18 protein-coding genes are annotated in these 18,275 nt (G+C 70.9%); 16 read left to right on the top strand and 2 right to left on the bottom strand.

Annotation, left to right across the window (positions count from 1 at the left end):
• Positions 1 to 15 precede the first annotated feature (15 nt).
• The 9 genes from ACWDEN_RS35765 (at position 16) to ACWDEN_RS35725 (ending at position 7,886) form a co-directional block, all read left to right on the top strand.
• Positions 16 to 936, top strand: a complete 921-nt coding sequence (locus ACWDEN_RS35765; protein ID WP_351617313.1) for a TauD/TfdA dioxygenase family protein — start codon at positions 16 to 18, stop codon at positions 934 to 936.
• A gap of 33 nt (positions 937 to 969) precedes the next feature.
• Entirely contained in the window at positions 970 to 2,313 is a 1,344-nt protein-coding gene (locus tag ACWDEN_RS35760; RefSeq protein ID WP_351617310.1) for an MFS transporter, read from the top strand.
• Entirely contained in the window at positions 2,310 to 2,933 is a 624-nt protein-coding gene (locus ACWDEN_RS35755; protein ID WP_351617307.1) for an RBBP9/YdeN family alpha/beta hydrolase, read from the top strand. Before ACWDEN_RS35760 ends, ACWDEN_RS35755 begins: the two co-directional genes overlap by 4 nt.
• Complete coding sequence (locus tag ACWDEN_RS35750) at positions 2,930 to 3,298, top strand: acetyl-coenzyme A synthetase N-terminal domain-containing protein (protein WP_351617304.1); 369 nt, start codon at positions 2,930 to 2,932, stop codon at positions 3,296 to 3,298. Before ACWDEN_RS35755 ends, ACWDEN_RS35750 begins: the two co-directional genes overlap by 4 nt.
• A complete protein-coding gene (locus ACWDEN_RS35745) occupies positions 3,211 to 3,783 on the top strand; it encodes an AMP-binding enzyme (RefSeq protein ID WP_450862071.1) in 573 nt (190 codons plus the stop codon). Before ACWDEN_RS35750 ends, ACWDEN_RS35745 begins: the two co-directional genes overlap by 88 nt.
• A 142-nt stretch (positions 3,784 to 3,925) precedes the next feature.
• Positions 3,926 to 4,624: a DUF4232 domain-containing protein gene (locus tag ACWDEN_RS35740; protein ID WP_351617301.1), complete on the top strand. Its 699-nt coding sequence runs from the start codon at positions 3,926 to 3,928 to the stop codon at positions 4,622 to 4,624.
• 181 nt (positions 4,625 to 4,805) lie between these two features.
• Positions 4,806 to 5,138 (top strand): hypothetical protein, encoded by a 333-nt coding sequence (locus tag ACWDEN_RS35735; protein WP_351617299.1) that lies wholly within the window; start codon positions 4,806 to 4,808, stop codon positions 5,136 to 5,138.
• A 1-nt stretch (position 5,139) separates the two neighbouring features.
• Positions 5,140 to 6,168, top strand: a complete 1,029-nt coding sequence (locus ACWDEN_RS35730; protein ID WP_351617296.1) for a hypothetical protein — start codon at positions 5,140 to 5,142, stop codon at positions 6,166 to 6,168.
• The gene (locus tag ACWDEN_RS35725; RefSeq protein WP_351617293.1) at positions 6,165 to 7,886 is read left to right on the top strand and encodes a hypothetical protein; all 1,722 of its coding nucleotides are present in this window, start codon (positions 6,165 to 6,167) and stop codon (positions 7,884 to 7,886) included. The genes ACWDEN_RS35730 and ACWDEN_RS35725 overlap by 4 nt, the downstream gene beginning before the upstream one ends.
• On the opposite strand, the gene ACWDEN_RS35720 is transcribed toward ACWDEN_RS35725, so the two are convergent.
• Positions 7,867 to 9,573: an APC family permease gene (locus tag ACWDEN_RS35720; protein ID WP_351617290.1), complete on the bottom strand. Its 1,707-nt coding sequence runs from the start codon at positions 9,571 to 9,573 to the stop codon at positions 7,867 to 7,869. The genes ACWDEN_RS35725 and ACWDEN_RS35720 overlap by 20 nt on opposite strands.
• Before the next feature lie 172 nt (positions 9,574 to 9,745).
• A complete protein-coding gene (locus ACWDEN_RS35715) occupies positions 9,746 to 10,663 on the bottom strand; it encodes an alpha/beta fold hydrolase (protein ID WP_351617287.1) in 918 nt (305 codons plus the stop codon).
• Between the two features lie 570 nt (positions 10,664 to 11,233).
• Between ACWDEN_RS35715 and ACWDEN_RS35710 the strand changes: the two genes are divergently transcribed.
• The 7 genes from ACWDEN_RS35710 (at position 11,234) to ACWDEN_RS35680 (ending at position 18,266) form a co-directional block, all read left to right on the top strand.
• Positions 11,234 to 13,003 (top strand): peptidoglycan-binding protein, encoded by a 1,770-nt coding sequence (locus ACWDEN_RS35710; protein WP_450862068.1) that lies wholly within the window; start codon positions 11,234 to 11,236, stop codon positions 13,001 to 13,003.
• 30 nt (positions 13,004 to 13,033) lie between these two features.
• On the top strand, positions 13,034 to 13,327 hold the full coding sequence (locus ACWDEN_RS35705; RefSeq protein WP_351617282.1) for a hypothetical protein: 294 nt from the start codon (positions 13,034 to 13,036) through the stop codon (positions 13,325 to 13,327).
• Positions 13,328 to 13,702: 375 nt separating this feature from the next.
• Positions 13,703 to 15,562, top strand: coding sequence for a phage tail sheath family protein (locus ACWDEN_RS35700; protein ID WP_450862102.1), 1,860 nt, complete (start codon positions 13,703 to 13,705; stop codon positions 15,560 to 15,562).
• A gap of 25 nt (positions 15,563 to 15,587) precedes the next feature.
• A complete protein-coding gene (locus ACWDEN_RS35695) occupies positions 15,588 to 16,112 on the top strand; it encodes a phage tail protein (RefSeq protein WP_351617280.1) in 525 nt (174 codons plus the stop codon).
• Between the two features lie 6 nt (positions 16,113 to 16,118).
• Entirely contained in the window at positions 16,119 to 16,880 is a 762-nt protein-coding gene (locus tag ACWDEN_RS35690) for a T4 family baseplate hub assembly chaperone (RefSeq protein WP_351617278.1), read from the top strand.
• Positions 16,873 to 17,652, top strand: a complete 780-nt coding sequence (locus ACWDEN_RS35685; RefSeq protein WP_450862065.1) for a hypothetical protein — start codon at positions 16,873 to 16,875, stop codon at positions 17,650 to 17,652. Before ACWDEN_RS35690 ends, ACWDEN_RS35685 begins: the two co-directional genes overlap by 8 nt.
• Positions 17,649 to 18,266: a DUF4255 domain-containing protein gene (locus ACWDEN_RS35680; RefSeq protein ID WP_450862063.1), complete on the top strand. Its 618-nt coding sequence runs from the start codon at positions 17,649 to 17,651 to the stop codon at positions 18,264 to 18,266. Before ACWDEN_RS35685 ends, ACWDEN_RS35680 begins: the two co-directional genes overlap by 4 nt.
• Positions 18,267 to 18,275: the final 9 nt, after the last annotated feature.

Genomic DNA, 18,275 nt, shown 5'->3' with positions numbered 1-18,275 from the left:
AGGGAGTGAGCACCCATGCCAGACACCCTCTCGTCGTCGCCGCGGCACGCCCCGGCGCCGGTACGCCCCGGTGCGTGCCGTACCTCGATCGAGGCCGAGCCGCTCACCTGCACCATCGGAGCAGAGATCACCGGTGTGAACCTCGCCGACGCGGCCCGTGACGACGACCTGTTCGCCGAGATCAAGAGCCTGCTGCTGCGGTACAAGGTCCTCTTCCTGCGGGACCAGGACATCTCGCGTGCCGACCACGTCGCGTTCGCCTCGCGCTTCGGCCCGCTGGAGGACCACCCCGTCGCCGGCAGCGACCCCGACCACCCCGGACTGGTCCGGATCTACAAGGACCTGGACAGCCCCCCGGAGCACTACGAGAACGCCCTGCACACGGACGGCACCTGGCGGGTGAACCCCTCGATGGGGGCCGTGCTGCGCTGCGTCGAATCGCCCCCGGTCGGCGGTGACACGATCTGGGTCGACATGGCCGAGGCGTACCGCCGGCTTCCCGACCACATCAAGACGCGGATCGAGGGGCTGCGCGCCCGCCACAGCATCGAGGCCACCTTCGGCGCCGTCATGCCCGAGGAACAGCGCCACGCGCTGAAGGAGCGGTTCCCGGACGCCGAGCACCCGGTCGTGCGCACCCACCCCGAGACGGGCGAGAAGATCCTGTTCGTCAACGCCTTCGCGACGCACTTCGTCAACTACCACACGCCCGAGAACGTGCGTTTCGGCCAGGACTACGCGCCGGGCGCGAGCCACCTGCTCGCCTATCTGATCAGCCAGGCCGCCATCCCGGAGTACCAGGTGCGCTGGCGCTGGAGTCCGAACAGCGTGGCCATCTGGGACAACCGCTCCACCCAGCACTACGCCGTACAGGACTACTGGCCCGCCGTCCGCAAGATGGAGCGCGCCGGAATCGTGGGCGACAGACCGTTCTGACCTGCCACTTCCCGAGCAGTCGAGGTGATGACAATGGAGTTTCACACCACTGCGCAGTCCACGGCCCCGGCCGCGTCCGCGCCGGCCTGGCCCGTGTCCAGAGGTTATGCCTGGACGGTCTTCGCACTCGGCTTCGGCCTGCTGCTGTCCGACTACATGTCCCGCCAGGTCCTCAACGCCGTCTTCCCGATGCTGAAGGCCCAATGGCTGCTGTCCGACGCCGCCCTGGGGTCGCTCAGCGGCATCGTGGCCCTGGCGGTCGGCGTGCTCACCTTCCCCATGTCCCTCATGGCCGACCGCTGGGGGCGGGTGCGCAGCCTGCTGCTCGCCGCCACGCTGTGGAGCCTGGCCACCCTCGGGTGTGCCGTATCGGCGGGCTACGGCGAGATGTTCGTCGGCCGGCTCTTCGTCGGCATCGGTGAGGCGGCCTACGGCAGTGTGGGAATCGCCGTGGTCCTCAGCGTCTTTCCGGTCGCCCTTCGGGCCACCCTCTCCGGTGCCTTCATCGCGGGCGGCGCCTTCGGCTCGGTGCTCGGCGTCGCCGTCGGCGGCGCCGTGGCCCAGGCGGCGGGCTGGCGCTGGGCGTTCGCCGCGATGGGGATCTTCGGCCTGGTCCTCGCCGCGGTGTACGGCATCGTGGTCAAGGAGAGCAGACTGGCGCCGCGCGGACAGTCCACCGGCGGCGAGGGCGGCGCGCAGGAGCGGCGGCTGCGCGCCCACCTGCCCCGCCTGTTCTCCTCCGTCTCCGTCGTCAGCGCCTACGTCGGCAGCGGACTGCAACTGTTCATCGCGGGCGCGCTCCTGTCCTGGCTGCCCAGCTTCTTCAACCGCTCCTACCACATGACCACGGCCAGAGCGGGCGCGGTCGCCGGCGGCTACGCGATGATCATCGGCCTCGGGATGATCTTCGGAGGCATCGCCTCCGACCGCGTCAGCTCCACCACCCCGATCCGCAAGTGGGCCGTCGCCGTGGGCTGCAGCCTCGGCTCACTCCTCCTGCTGACCCTCGCCTTCCAACTGCCCACAGGACCGGCCCAGTTGCTGACCCTGGCGGCAGGCGCCCTGCTGTCGGCCGGTTCCGCCGGACCGGCGGCGGCCATGGTGGCCAACCTGACCCCCTCCTCCATCGCGGCGACCGCGTTCGCCACCCTCACCCTGGCCAACAGCCTGCTCGGGCTGGCCCCGGGCCCCGCTGTCACGGGTGCGCTCGCGGACCGCTTCGGCCTGCTGGGTGCCCTGCGCATCGTGCCCCTCGTCGCGGTCGCGGCCACGGTGGCCTTCCTGGTCGGCCGGCACTGGTACGAACGCGACCTCCTCCGCCTCGACGACCTCGCCGTGAAGGCGGAGCCCAAGCACCCGTCGGAGATCCCCTCATGAGCCCCACCGCGGAACCCACCGTGGTCATCGTCCCCGGTCTGCGCGACCACGTCGCCGACCACTGGCAGACCCTGCTGGCGGAACGGCTGGCCCAGGCCGGCCGCGCCGTCCGCACCGTTCCCCCGGTGGAGGGGAACCGACTCGGTCTGGACGTCCAGGTCGGCAACCTGGCCGCCACGCTGGCGCCCCTGGACGGACCGGTCCTGCTGGTCGCCCACAGCGCCGGAGCGGTCACCACCGTGCACTGGGCCGGGCGCCACCACGCCGACGTGCGCGGCGCGCTGCTCGCCACGCCACCGGACTTCGACACACCGCTGCCGGACGGCTACCCCACCCCCGCCGACCTGGCGGACCACGGCTGGACCCCCGTGCCCCGCGCACCGCTGCCCTTCCCCAGCCTCGTCGCCGCCAGCGCCGACGACCCTCTCGGCACCCCGGAGCGCGTCGCCGGGCTGGCCCGCAGCTGGGGCAGCCGCCTCGTGGAGCTGGGCGCGGTCGGCCACCTCAACCCCGCCTCGGGTTACGGCGAGTGGCCCCTGGCCGAGGAACTGATCCGCATGCTGGAGACCGACACCGCCGGCAAGCCGCTCGGGGCGACCCCCACCGGAGGGCACCCATGACGCCGGACACCGAGCTGCTGTGGACACCGGGACGCCGCGAACTGGAGGACTCCAACGTCGCGGTGTTCATGGAATGGCTGGAGGAGACCCGCGGCCTGCGCTTCGCCGACTACGCCGAGCTGTGGCGGTGGAGCTCCACCGATCTCGCGGGCTTCTGGTCGGCGGTGTGGGAGTACTACGGGCTGGACGCCGTCACCGGGTACGACGAGGTGCTGGGCGAGGCCACCATACCGGGAGCCCGCTGGTTCACCGGCGCACGGCTGAACTTCGCCGAACGGTGCCCGTCGACGACCCCGGTGACGCACGCTACCGGGCCGGCTACTTCGCCACCTACCCGGGCATGTGGCGGCACGGTGACTCGGTGACCGTGGAAGCGGACCTGTCGGTCGTCGTCTCCGGCCGTTCCGACTCCACGCTCAACCGCATGGGGGTGCGCATGGGTTCGGCCGACACCTACGCGGTGGTGGAGCAGCTGTCCGGCATCGCGGACAGCTTCGTCGTCGGTGTCGAGCAGGCCGACGGCGGCTACTTCATGCCGCTGTTCGTCGTGACCGAGGACGGCGGGGAATCCGACGACGGCCTCCGGGAGCGGATCACCGCGGCCATCAGACACCAGTTGTCCCCACGCCATGTGCCCGACGTGATCGTGCGGGTGCCCGCACTGCCCCGCACGCTGACCGGGAAGAGGCTCGAGGTGCCGGTCAAACGGCTGCTGCAGGGCGCGAACACGGCCGACGTCACCGGCCCGGGCGCCGTCACCGACGGCCACATGCTGGACTGGTTCGCCGCGTTCGGAGCACGGACGAACGGGAGCGGGAACGCGTGGACGAACGTGACAGGCAGGACATAGGGCCGAGCCGTCCGCGGTGCCGAGCGGCGTGACGTAACGGTGAAACCACTGGTACGCGTCCGGTACAACCGGCGCGGCAACTGGAGCGTCATGAGTGTCGAACGGCCAAGGAGCCGCTTCGCGCAGCAGAAAGGCAACCGCGATGTCCTCTCCCCTCACGCTCCGGCGAGTGCTCCCCGCCGCCGCGCTCACCTGCGTCGCGGTGCTCGCCACCGGCTGCAGCGCGGGCTCGGCCTCCTCCTCCGGTGGCACAGCCGCGGACACGGCTTCTGGCGCGCCGGCCACGTCGGCGCCGGGTGCGGCAACGCCGACCGCGACAACGCCGGCCGTGGCCACCACGGCTCGGGCCGGCAGTACGCGTACCGGCGCCCAGGCGCAACCGGCCGGAACAACGCGTGGGCGCACCGTCGCTGCCTGCCCGACCCGGTCCCTGAACGCCAGACCGGGTGTCAGCCAGGGCACCGCCGGGAGCGTCTACCAGGTGATCGACTTCACCAACATCTCGCAGATCACCTGCACCCTGTACGGCTACCCTGGCGTGTCGCTGGCCGGCGGCAGCCCCGTTCATCAGATCGGCCCCGCCGCCACACGGAACACCACCGCACCCCGCGCGCTGGTGACGCTGGCACCGGGGGCGACCGGCAACGCCCTGCTGAGGATCACGGACGCCGGCAACTACCCCACGACGCAGTGCCACCCGACCGCCACCCAGTACCTCCAGGTCTACCCGCCGGGCCAGACGACCCCGATCTACGTCGCCTACAACTCCAAGGCCTGCGCCGGGACGGTCGGCATCCTCAGCGTCAGCGCGCTCCAGCCGGGCTCTGGAAGTACGCCGTAGTAAGCGAAGATCCTCGATGCCGACGCCCGCCGGGCTCAACCAGCGCCACCGCATGGTCGTGCTCATCACCCCGGGGCGGCTTGCCCCGGTGAGTACGCTGGTATGGGCGTTGACGCGGGGAACCGCGGAACCGGTTTCGGCGTCCTGGTTGTGGACCTGAGCTCGAGGCGGGGGCGTTGGCATGGCTACGAGGATCTCGGTGACCGTCAAGGGGCTGACCGGTCTGGACGACCGGGACCGGATGCTTGACGAGCTGGCGGCGGCGACCGGTCTGTCGTGGCGTTCGTCGCCCGTCGACCAGGGCAGGGTGCTGACCGGCGGCATCGTCGAGGTCGTCCTCGTGGCCGCGGTCGGCAAGGCGACCGAGATGACCGTGTCGGCCGCGGTGGACGCCGTGAAGCGGGTGGTCGAGCGCTGGCGCGATGAGCGGCTGGATCCGCCCGAGACCTCGGTCGGCACCGAGTCCGTACCCGACTCCGCGGCGGAGCCGACGGCGGAAGGGCTGGACAGCTGAGATGGCGTCCCGTGCGGTGGTGATAGGACCGGCCGGGTACGCCGTCGATTCGGGGATGGACAGCCATCCGCCGATCGGCGAGAGCGCGCGTATGTACGGCGAGGTTCTCGCGGGCGACGAGATGTGGGGTGCCGACTGCTGCCGGGTCCTGACCGAGGACGAGGTCCAGACGGCCGACGGCGTGATGAGGGCGTTGCAGGAGGCCGCCGACGAGACGGGGCCCGACGACATACTCCTGGTGGTGTACGTCGGCCACGGTCAGTACTGGAGTGACGTTCCCGGCGCGCAGGTCCATTTCTCCGTGGGCTCGTCCTACCGGGACAAGCCGTGGACCTGGCTTTCCAGTTGGTATGTCTACCGCGTCATGCGCAAGGCCAGGGCGAGGCTGAAGGTCCTGATCGCCGACTGCTGTTACTCGAACCTGCTGCCCCAGCTGGGGGAGGAGCCCGTCCTTCCCGGAGTGCTGGGCGCGCTGGACGAGGGCACCTGTGTGTTCACGGCCGTCAAGAACGCCAACTTCGCACCCGCCGACGGTTGTTCAGCCCTGCCGGGGAACCTCTCGAAGTGCACACCGTTCAGCGGGCATCTGCTGCACGTACTGCAGGATGGCACGAAGGACCACAATCACCAGCTCACCATCGGCCTCCTGCGGGAGGCGGTGAAGAAGGAGATGGAGAACTGCACAGGTGCCCAGCACCAGGTACCGAGGATGTCGCTGAACGACGCCCGTGACGGCACCCCGCTCTTCACCAACCAGATGGAACTCAAGAAGCGCGACCCGGTCCCGCAGCTCCCGGTCGAGCCCTCGGACTGGGTCAGGACGTTGCTGATGGACCGGGACTCCCGCCTCGACGAACTGCTGAAGGACGAGCGGAAGACCGGCGACGTGGTCGCCCTGCTCAGCTCCAGGCCGGATGAGGCCAGCCGGCATCTCGCGCGGCACATCGACGTCAGGGCCAACCAGGCGTTCAGCTCGCCCCATGCCTTTGCCCGCTACTGGAACCAGGTGGAGAAGGCACTGCGCGTATGACGGAGGGCCAGAAGGCCGCGGGCTCCGGCGTGGCCAGGAGTTCCGAGGGCGACGGTGCGACGGAGCCGTGGGGCTTCGGCTATGAATGGGTGACCAAGTGCTCGGTCGCCGCCTTCAAGGAGCGCATGCAGGCCATGCGGGAGGGCGAGCAGCCCGTCACCGGGAGCAGCGAGAGGCCCCGGCCCGCCAACGCGATCAGGGCCCTGCACGCGTTCGCCATGCTCAGCACCATCGACCGGCTCATCGAATGCGCGGTGAGTTTCGACTACCGGGACGCCGTCAACATGGTGGCCACGGCGGCGCTGAGCCGGAACATCATCCATGCCGCGGAACTCGCCATCCGGCAATGGGACGCCGAGCGCGCGAGCGAGGGCAGGCACCCGCCGCTGACGGACGGCGTCATCCACGACATCGCCTGCCAGCGGACGGTGCTCGACGTCGCCGTCTTCGTCAGGGAGTGCCGTCGCGCCGGAAAGAGCGAGCTGGTGGACAGGACGCTGCGCGTGTTCACCACACCGAGTTCGGGGCGGACCAATCTCGACAAGGCCCTGCTCTACATCGCGCTGCGCGACGAGAAGTGCGGGGAAGAGGCCGCCGAGCTCCTCCGGCAGACCCTCGTCGCGATCACCGAGCACGTGCACGTGCCGTCGCAGGCCTCGTACCCGATTCCCAGGGAGTTCCAGGATCTCGCCGGCGCACTGCACCAGCTCAGTCCCTCCGAGCGGATCCTGGAGGAGTGGGTCGACGCACAGCTGCGGATTCCGGATCGCGTACCCGAGACCAGACGGATCGTCGCCCATCTGATCGCCACCCGGACCGACAGCCCCGACACTCTCGTGGAGCATGTCGGCACACGGCTGTCCCAGCATGACATCGCTGAAATCTGCGGCCAGCTGGCCAGGCAGGGGGCCGCCGAGAAGTGCGTGCTGATCCGCGAGTACGCCGCGTCGCGCGACAACGTGGAGCACCTGGCGGAGATCGTCATCGCCTGGCACCGCTCGGAGGCTCTCACCAGGACGACCAAGGACCTGCTCGCCGACATCGTGGCCAGGGGGACGGCGCGAGCGGCCGGGCCCCGCTCGCCGGTGGAACTCGACTACCTGGACACGGTACTGGGCAACTTCAACGCCCAGCCGGAATGCAGGAGGCTGCTGCGCATCGCCGCCGCGGTGCACACGGACGGCCGCTCCGGAACCGATCTGGCCGGTCTGCTGGTCAGGATCGAGCGGCCGAGGGACCGCAACCGTGCGGCGCAGACGATCGCCCAGCGACTGGCCGCGCGCGTCCTCGAACAGGGCGCCGACGCCGGGCTCTTCGTCGAGTACGTCCAAGGGCTGCGGGGCCACGGCCGCGCCGAGGCTGTCGATCTGGCCTGCAAGGAACTGGCGGACCCCTCCGACCCGGTCGGGGTGCCCCGGGGTTCGGGTGCGGTCATCGCCGAGATCGCCGCCCGCCTGTACGGCGCGGCGCTGCCCCGCGACGGCTGGGACCTGCTCGAACGATGCCTGGAGAACGAGCAGCGTGTCACCCCTCGAGGCGTGGCGCTCGTCGTCGACCGGTTGCGCACCAGCACGATGGCGGAAGAGGACAGGCATTTCCTGCTCCGCGCCACGGTGGGCCGCTGGTCCGACACGCACCGTCGGGAGGAGGCGGTCGAGGAGCTGCGCGGCAGGGGATACGAGGCGGAGGCCACGGAGGTCATTCGTTCGCTGCGTTAGCGGCCGTGGCGGGGCCGGAGCCCGGAGTCGGCAGCATGGGCGCCACTTCGGCCATGTGGCGTCTGGACGCGTCGACCAGGCCCTCGAAGGCCGCGAGTGCCGCAGCGACGGCCAGGAGACCCCCGAGGAGCTTGGGGAGGACACCGACCGAGGAATCGCCCAGCAGCGTCAGCAGCGTCAGCACCGCGAGGTGACCGACCAGCCAGAGCGCAGCCTGGGCCGCGGGGCTGGTGCGCCAGTGCCGTAACACCGTCACGTGCACCTTGGCGTCGTACATCCGGCCGAAGGCGGGCAGCCGGCGGGCCAGGACCGGCAGACACAGCAGCAGGGCGCAGCCCACCGCGAGGGTCGCCATGCCCCGCCACAGGGGGGCCCAGCCCGCCCCGTAGAGGATGAGCGCGATCAAGGCGAAACCGGCCCGCGCCAGGACCTCGCGGACGCCGCGCCGCAGGCGGGACCAGCCGGTCAGGTGGTCGCGGAGCGACACGAGGACGACGCCCGGGACGGCGTAGACGACCAGTGTCAGGACTCCGGTGATCGCGACGAGGGAGCTCCAGCTGCCGCCGACCGCCAGCAACGCGATGCTCGCGACGAAGAAGTCGACGACCAGGACCAGCCAGTACACGTCGTACCGCCGCTTCAGGGACGCCTTGCGGGCGGTCTGCAGGCCGCGGTGCGTGAGATGGGCCCGGCTGAGCGCTGCCACCTCGCGGGTGAGCGCATGGGCGAAGACGAGTCCCGCACCCATGGGCGAGATCACGGCGCCGATCCTGAGCAGCCACCCGAGCCACCACAGGGAGAGGGCGAAGGCGAACTGGGCGTAGGGCGACGGCTCGACGCCGGGCGGACTCCAGTAGGACGCCTCGTACTTCGTGAAGACGACCTGAAGCGAGATGTACAGGACCATCGCCCCGGCGATCGTGCCGAAGACCGCCCTGCGGAGCCGGGCCGCCTCGCCGATTCCCCGACCCCACCGCTTGATGTTCCCGGCGAAGTCCAGCGGTCCCTGGAAGCCGACGTAGGCGAAGATAACGCCGCTGCCGACGACCGCTGCCAAGGCGGCCCCCGCGCCTTTTCCGGTGCCGCCGCCACCCGCGTGGGGACTGCGGTGGTCGAAGCCGGCCACGATCAGCAGCGCGACGGTCAGGACGGGGATGACGACCTTCACCACCGTCAGCCAGGAGTTGATCCTGAAGAAGATCCGCGGGGCCACCAGATTCACCGCGGAGATCGCCGCCATGAACACCAGCGCATAGCCCCAGCCTTTGAGGGTGAGCGCCTGGGAAGGGTCCAGGAGCCCGTGGACCTTCCAGGACAGGCCCCTCGTCATCGCGACGGCCTCACTGGAGAGGTTGATCGCGTAGAAGATCCACAGGCCGGCCGCGACCACCGTCGCCACCAGCGCGCCGCTGCTCTGCAGCGGCAGGAATATCAACCCGCCCGTCTTGGGGGCGACGGTGCCCAACTCGACCATGACCGCGGCGATCAGCAGCATGAGCAGGCCGCCGAACACCCAGGCCAGGTAGGCGTCCGAACCGGCCCGCCGGAACGCGTCGTCCGCCCCCAGCAGCCAGCCGGAACCGATCATGCCCCCAGCCGCCAGGCCGACGAGGTGGAACACCGACAGCCGCCGCTGCTCGTCCTCGTCCTCGGCCCGCCGCACTGGCTGTCGGCCCTGAGGCCTCATTTCCCGGACACTCATCCGCCCTGTTCCCCCGCGTAGCGTCTGCACATCCTCACGCACAGTGGCGAACAGGGTACTGGTCGGTGCGGGCCGGGGATACGGCGTTGCGGCGGTGTTCAGCTGGGGCGACCACCTGGAGTCCCGATGCGGAGGGCGGACCGGGGCGGCGGCGGAGTCACCGGGATGCCGCGATCGATGCCGCCGTGAGTCTGTCCACGGCCGCCGCGACCGCCTCGGGGCTGGAGACCATCGACAGGTGCCGGGCGCCCGTGATGAGCGTGGCAGGCGGTGCGCCGATGCGCCGGGCGGTCTCCTGCGGCGTCCGCCGGGTGAACACGTCGTCCTGGGCACCGAACACCACCGACTTGGGCAGGCGCACCCCGGCGAGCCGGGCCACCCGGTCCGCGGGCAGACCCGGCACACCCGCGGCCAGCATGCTCCACAGCGCGCTCTCCGCGCCCGGCACCCGGAGCGGGCGTCGCCACTGATCCAGCCCGGCGGCGTCCAGGTGCGGACAGGCAGGCCCGCACTGGGCGTCGTACACGCTGCGGATCACCGCGTCGATGCCGAGTCCCAGCCGCAGCAGGCTGGTGCGGTACGGGTCGATCAGCACGTACTTGAGGGCCGGCGGCGGCCCGGCACCCGTGTCGAGGGCGTCGCCGTCGAGGAGCATCACACCCCCCAGCCGGCCGGGGGCCCACAGCGCCGCCTCGGTGACCACGGCGGCTCCGCTGGAGTGCCCCACCAGCAGCGGGCGCTCGCCCGGACCGCCCAGGTGCATGGCGTCCAGGAAGCCCAGGAGCTGCCGGGTGAAATGGTCCACGGTGTACGGGCCGTGGCGCTCGCTGTACCCGTCTCCCGTCAGGTCGAGCGCGTACACCCGGTGGTCCCGGGCGAGCAGCGGGGCCAGGCGTGACCAGGTGTCGACGGACTCGAAGGCGCCGTGCACCAGGACGACCGGCGGGCCCGCCGTACCCCAGGTCTGGTAGCGCGTGCGGATGTCGGCGGCCTGCACGTACCTGAGCCCGCGCGGCGGCGTGGCGCGCCCGGCGGTGACGGCGTTGTAGACGAACGAGGCCGCCGTGACGACCACCAGCAGGAGGGCACAGCCCAGCGCGGCGCGCCGCAGCCATCGCCGCGGCCGGGAGCGGAGTGGCCGCTGCGCGTGCTCGGCAGGGAGGGACGGCGGAGCGGACGCCGGACGGGTGCCCGCGTCTCCGTCTCCGTCTCCATTCCCATCTCCGGCTCCGGCTCCGGCCTGGCGAAGATCAGCTGTCACGGACCACAGCATCGCCCATGGCACAGCCGCGGTCATCCTGCGGGGGGAGCCATCGTGACTACTCCGCCGGATGTAGGGGAGTGCCGGCTGCCCGCAACCGCCGTCGGGCGACCTGGGTACTGGGAGCCCCGGCACCTGGTGGCGAACTTCCTTGCCGGAGCGGGGAGTTGTTCCATGTGCCGGTCCCGGCGGCCCACCGCCCCCTGACCGCCCGCACGCCCATGTGGAAGACGTGTGAAGACCGCCCATGTCTACGGATGAAAACCGATGAAAGTCCTGAGGGCTGCGTGACGTTGGGGCTGGGGTGCGGCTTTACTGGGAGTTACCCATGGGCCGTCGCCAGGCAGAGGCCTGGCGGGGATCCGGGTAACGGGAGGACTGTCGATGGCTTACGCCAAGGGGTACGACGTGTCCGACTTCCAGTCGGGCATTCCGGGGGACGCGGGCTTCGTCTTCATCAAGGCGACCGAGGGAGCGCACACCGAACAGAGCAGCTACAAGCGCAAATTGGCCGAGGCCAGACGCCGCGGTCTGGTGGTCGGGCACTACCACTTCCTGCACGCGGAGAACGCGGTGGCGGACGAGGTGGACCACTTCTGCCGGGTGGTCGGCCATGTGCCGCAGGGCGAGCTGCTGGCGCTGGACTTCGAGCCGTACGGCCAGAACGTGAGTGACGCGCACGCGACCCAGGTGAAGAACCAGTGGCTGGCGGCGGTGAAGCGGCACTACCCGGACAACCGGGTCGGCCTCTACGTCGACCGCGACTACTGGTTCCGGACGGATGACAACGCGGGTGAATTCCTCTGGATAGCGGACTACGTCACACCGGGCGCGCCCAGGATCCGGTCTCCGTGGAAGTTCCATCAGTACACCGACCGGCCGATGGACATCGATGTGTACCACGGCACGATGCAGCAGCTGAGGGAGTGGGCGGGCGCGGCGGCGGAGCCGGGCCCCACGCCGCAGCCGAAGCCCGCACCGCATCCGAAACCCCAACCGCCCTGGCACGGGCTGCAGTTGGTCTCGCGCGCCGATTGGGGTGCCCGCCCCTGGCGGGAGCCGAACGGGTCGATCCCCTACCACGAGCCGCGCAAGGGTGTGAAGATCCACTACCTGGGCACGTCCTACACCTTCGGCCCGCACTCCACCTGCGCGGCCTATGTGCGACGCATCCAGAGCGGGCACATGGACTTCGACAAGTGGTCCGACATCGGCTACAGCTTCGTGGTCTGTGAGCACGGCGTGGTCTTCGAAGGCCGGGGACTGGAGCGGCGCAACAGCGCCAACGGGAACGTACCGCTCAACGAGGCGCACTACGCGGTCTGCGCGCTGGTCGGTTCCTCCGGGTCCACCACACCCACCTGGGACCAGCTCAACGGCCTGCGGGACGCGATCGAGTACTGCCAGAAGCACGGCCCGGCCGGCCCGGAGATCAAGGGCCACCGGGACGGGTATGCCACCGCCTGCCCCGGGCCTGTGCTCTACGCGTGGGTGCGCGAGGGAGCGCCACGGCCGTCGGGTTCGGGCACCAGCCCCGAGCCGCAGCCGCAGCCGCAGCCGCAGCCGAAGCCACAGCCCAAGCCGCAGCCGAAGCCACAGCCCGATCAGCCCACACGCCGTCAAGTGACCCTCGGTGGCCTGCAATACGGCTTCGGCGCCAAGGGCATGCACGTCACCGCGGTCGGCCGGGCACTGGTCGGCGCCGGGTTCGGCAAGCACTACCACCAGGGCCCCGGCCCCGAGTGGACCGACGCCGACACCCTCAACTACGCGGACTACCAGCGCAGTCAGGGCTACTCGGGCGCAGACGCCGACGGCGTCCCCGGCGAGCGTTCGCTGCGTGCCCTGCTGCACGGGGCCATCCCGCTCGCCACGGTCGCGCACGCCAAGGTGGTCGACTCGGCGCGGCGCGACCCGGGCGCCCCGCAGGGCGCGACCAGCAACCCGGACCATGTGCTCACCGTCGAACTCGCCCTGTCCGACGAGGGGTTGCTCGACCGCAAGTGGGTCGACGGCTCCTTCGGCACCAAGACCGTCGCCGCCTACTCGGAGCTCCAGAAGCGCTACGGCTACACCGGGATGATGGCCGACGGCATCCCCGGCAAGGACTCGCTGACCAGGCTCGGCCATGCGCACGGCTTCGCCGTCGAGTGACCTCTGCCGCGAAAGACTCAGGAAACCGTCATGTATCAGATAGCCCTGTCCCTCTGGCGTACCTTCGTGCCCTATCTGGTGGCCTTCGTCGTGCTGCAGGCTGCCCGGCTGGGCGTCCATCTGGACAACGCCACCGTGAACTCCGCGCTCACCACCGGCTTCGGCACGGTCTACTACGCGGTCTTCCGTGTGCTGGAACAACGCTACGGCGCGCGCTGGGGCTGGTTCCTCGGAGCGGCCAAGCCGCCGACCTACGCACCTGCGGGTGCTCCCGCCGCGGGCAGCCACGCGATCGACTACACCAAGCTCCCGGAAGGCGGCTGACGATCCCTCAACTGGCCGAGTCTCAGGTCCAGTTGTGAAGGAGATTGGGTCAAGGCGTGCAGATATCAGCTCCTGATCGGAAATGAGCGCGACTGGCCGGATGGATGCCTTGACCGGTGCGTAATCGGACCGTGAGACTCATCCTGCACTCAGGCACCAGGGACTTCATGCACTACCAGCGCAACGCCTCCGCGGTACAGGTGCCGTGGGGGCTGCGACGGGGGAATCAGGTAACGGCCGCACCGGGCCTCTTCCGGTGCTCGCGTACATGTCGTGACTCCGCGCACGTTCGGCGGCGGCGACAGCGCACTGCGCACCGCCGGGCGGTTCGTGTGCGTCTTCCTCCTTCTTCGTGTCCCCGGGTGCGACAAGGGAATGGAGGGGGAATTGACGACGACACCGACCTATCCCGGGGTCTACATCGAGGAACTGCCCAGCAGCGTCCGCACGATCGGCACCGTGACCACCTCGGTCACCGCCTTTGTGGGCCGCACCCGGCGGGGACCCGTGGACCGGCCCGTCACCATCACCGGCTTCGCCGACTACGAGCGGCAGTTCGGCGGCCTCGACCCGCAGAGCCCGGTCAGCTACGCCGTGCAGCACTTCTTCGTCAACGGCGGCACGGTCGCCGTCATCGTCCGGGCGGTGGCGGCCGGCACGGGCAAGTCGGCCACCGTGACGCTGCACTCGACCGAGAGCAGTACCGAGACCCCGGTCCTGGAGGTCACCGCCGAGCAGCCCGGTGCCTGGGGCGCGGGCCTGCGGCTCTCGGTGGACTACGACACCACCGCCCCGGACAGCACCTTCAACCTGCGGGTCTTCGACATCACCGGCGGCGTCGGCGAGTTCTTCTCCGGGCTGTCCGTCAAGGCCGGCGACGCCAACTTCGCCGAGACCGTGGTCAACGGCGGCTCCGACGCCATCAGGGTGAAGGTGCTCGCCGAGCAGCGCCCGGACCCGGTGGGCACCGTCTCCAAGCCCTTCGCCGCCACCCTGCCCGACCTCACGCAGCAGATCGAGGTCAAGATCGGGAACGTTCAGCGCACCTTCCGCATCTACGACGCTGAGCAGGACGGCAAGGCCCCGGTCACCGTCACCGACCTCGCCCTGCTGCTCGAGCGCAAGCTGCGCGCGCTGCCGGACGCCCCCGGCCGGCGCGTCTTCGCGGGGACCACCGTCACCGCCTTCGGCAAGCGCCTGCAGATCGTGGCCGGTTCCACCGACCCCGCCGACACGGTGCGTTTCGTCGGTGAGGCCGCCAACAACCTGGGCCTGGAGGGCGGCGTCAACCCGCCGGTCTTCGCGCTGGCGGGCGGCGAGGACGGCGGAGCGCCCGGCCCGACCGACCTGATCGGCAGCGAGCCGGGCAAGAGCGGCATGCAGGCGCTGCGTGACGTCGAGGACGTCAACCTCCTGGTGCTGCCCGAGATTTCGGCCTACCCGGACATCCAGGACCAGCTCACCGTGCTGTCGGCGGCGCAGGCGCTGGCCGAGGAGAAGCGGCTCTTCGTCATCGCCGACGCCCCGCAGACCTGGTCGACCGTGGACGCGGCGCGGGCCGGTCTGTCCGCGTTCGACCCGGTGCGCAGCGACCATGCGGCGCTCTATTTCCCGCAGTTGGAGCTGATCGACCCGCTCACCGGCCGGCTGCGCTCCTTCCCGCCGTCCGGCAGCGTCGCCGGGGTCTACGCCCGGACCGACGCCGCGCGCGGGGTGTGGAAGGCGCCCGCCGGGACGGAGACCCCGCTCTCCGGGGTGCGAGCGCTGGGCGTCAAGCTCACCGACAAGGAGAACGGGCTGCTCAACCCGCTGGGTCTCAACTGCGCCCGGAGCTTCCCGGTCGTCGGCCCGGTGGTGTGGGGCGCGCGGACGCTGGCGGGTGCGGACGCACTGCAGTCCGAGTGGAAATACGTCCCGGTACGGCGGCTGGCGCTGTTCCTCGAGGAGAGCCTCTACCGCGGGCTGCGGTGGGTGGTCTTCGAGCCGAACGACGAGCGGCTGTGGTCGCAGATCCGGCTCAACGTCGAGTCCTTCCTGCAGAAACTCTTCCAGCAGGGGGCGTTCCAGGGGACGACTCCGCGCACCTCGTACTTCGTCAAGTGCGACAGCTCGACGACCACGCAGGCGGACATCGACCGCGGAGTGGTCAATGTGCTGGTCGGCTTCGCTCCGGTGAAGCCCGCGGAGTTCGTGGTCGTCCAGATCGAGCAGATGGCCGGGCAGTCCGAGGCATAGGTTCAGGGGTTAGGAAGCAGCATTCATGGCCGAGTTCACCGTCAACCCGCAGCGATTCGACCCCTACAAGAACTTCAAGTTCCTGGTGGTATGGGACGGCCGGGTGGTCGCCGGCATCAGCAAGATCAGCCCGATGAAGCGGACCACCGAGGTGGTCAAGCACCGCAACGGCGGCGACCCCAGCTCGCCGCGGAAGTCCCCGGGCCGCACCGAGTTCGAGGCGATCACCCTGGAGCGCGGGGTCACCCACGACCCGGAGTTCGACCGCTGGGCCAACAAGGTCTGGCAGGTCGGCGCCGGTCCGGGCTCCGAGGTCTCGCTCGCCGACTTCCGCAAGGACCTGATCATCCAGGTGCTCAACGAGGCCGGCCAGGTCGCCGTCGCGCACAAGGTGTTCCGGGCCTGGCCGAGCGAGTACCAGGTGCTCGGCGAGATGGACGCCAACGCCAACGCGGTCGCCATCCAGAGTCTCAAGCTGGAGTGCGAGGGCTGGGACCGGGACTGGTCGGTCCCGGAGCCGCAGGAACCCTCGTACACCAACCCGGCGTAGTCGACTGTGAGTTCGGAACGACCGGCGGGCGCATCCCTCGGTGCGGCCGCCCTGCTGGCCATCTGGGAGGCGGGGCTGGCCGCGGGGTACGCCAAGCGCGCCCTGCTGCTGCACTCCGCCGCCCGGCCGGCGGCGGACAGCGAGGAACTGCTGTCGGTCCCGGTTGGGCACCGCGACGCCGATCTGTTCGCGCTCCGGCGCGAACTCTTCGGAGAACGGCTCGAGTTGCGGGTGACGTGTCGTCAGTGCGGCGAGGAGATGGAGTTCGCGCTCGGGGTGCAGGACGTCATCGGCGCCGGTGCCGCCGAGATCGCGGACGGACCGCTTGCCGTCGAGGTCGACGACTGGACGGTGCGGTTCCGGCTGCCGACGGCCGGGGACCTGGCCGTCGTCGAGGCATCGCCTTCCGCGGATGCCGCCGGTGCCGATCTGGTCGCCCGCTGCGTGCTGCACGCCGAACGTTCCGGAACCGAGGTGGCGGCCGACTCGCTGCCCGAGCACGTGCGGCAGCGCGTCGCCCAGGCCGCGGCCGAGGCCGACCCGGGGGCCGACGTCCGGCTCAACCTGGCCTGCCCGGCCTGCGGTCACGCGGCCACCGCCGAACTGGACATCGCCTCGTACCTGTGGGCCGAACTGGACGCCTGGGCGCGGGGCACCCTGCAGGACGTCCATCTGCTCGCCGGCCACTACGGCTGGAGCGAGTCCGAGATCCTGGCGCTCAGCCCGCTGCGGCGCCGCTACTACCTGGAGCTGTGTGCGGATGCCTGACCACTTCGACCGCCTGGTGGGGCGGACGGCTCCCGCGGCCGCGCCCTCCGGCGGCGCGGACGGCGCGGCGGACACCGGTGTGGTGCGAGTGCGCCCGCGCCTGCCGGGTCCGTTCGAGCGGATGGACGCCTTCGGGACGCGTGTCGACCCACTCGGACCGGACTTCGAGGAGCGGGAGCCGACGGAGACCGCGCGGCGGACGGAGTCAACGACCTTGCTCCGCCAGCTGGTTGAGGACGCGCCGCGTCGCGACCTGACGCCCGTCCAGCCTGCGGTCCAGCAGCTGCCCTTGGCGCTTCGCGAGCAGACCGCCCAGCAGCGCTCCGTACTGACTCCCGCCGCCGTACCGCAGCCCACCCCCGAACCGTCCGCCCGGCCCGCCCGGCGGCCCGCCGCGGAGGACGGGCGCGGTGATCCGTCGCGGCGAGCGGCGGACTTCGGGCGGCGGAGTTCGGAGAGGACAGTCCCCTCCGAGTCCTCCGGGGCCCGGCAGGACACCGCCCCACGCCCCGTCGCCGCCGTTCCCGCGCAGACCGCGCGCCCCGCGGCCCGCCCGGCCGCCCCCCTCGCCGGACGCCGGTCCGCCCGCGACGACGCCGGGCGGCGCACGCCCGAGCGGACCGTGCACATCAGCATCGGCCGGCTGGAGGTCCGCGCCGCCGCACGCGCTGCCGCGGCCGCGCGCCCGTCCGAGCGTCCGCAGCGGTCCGGTCGTCCGTCGCCCGTGCTGAGCCTGGAGAAGTACCTGTCCCGCGGGGAGGCCCAGCGATGAGCAACACGCTCGCCGTGGCCACGGTCACCGAGGCGCTGCGCCAGCAGATCGCGCAGTCGCTGGCGCCCGACATCCCGTTCGCCGTCGACGTCGCCGCGCGCAAGCCGCCCACAGACCCGCCGGCCGAGCCGACGATCACCGTCTTCCTGTACCAGGTGACGCCCAACGCCTCGCTGCGCAACACGGACGCGCCCACCCGAGCGACCGACGGCACCGTGCTCACCCGGCCCTCGGCCGCCCTCGACCTGCACTACCTGATCAGCTTCTACGGCGACGAGGCCGAGCTGGTCCCGCAGCGCCTGCTGGGCTGCGTGGTGCGCACCCTGCACGAGAGCCCGGTGCTGTCCAGGGCGATGATCGAGGCCGCCGCCGAGCAGCCCTACCTCCAGGGCACCGACCTGGCCGACTCCCCGCAGCGGGTGCGCTTCACACCCACCGCGCTGGACATCGACGACACGTCCAAGCTCTGGGGGATGCTCTACCAGAACAACACCCCCTACGCCCTCTCCCTCATCTACCAGGGCATCGCCGTGATGATCGACGGCCGTGCGACACCGGTCGAGCCCAAGCCCGTCAAGACCCGCACCGTGCACGCCGTGCCGGACATGGGCTGAGCGGGAGCG

It is taken from the genome of Streptomyces sp. NPDC001153 (genome assembly GCF_053598315.1).
This window is presented reverse-complemented; position numbering and strand designations above follow the sequence as displayed.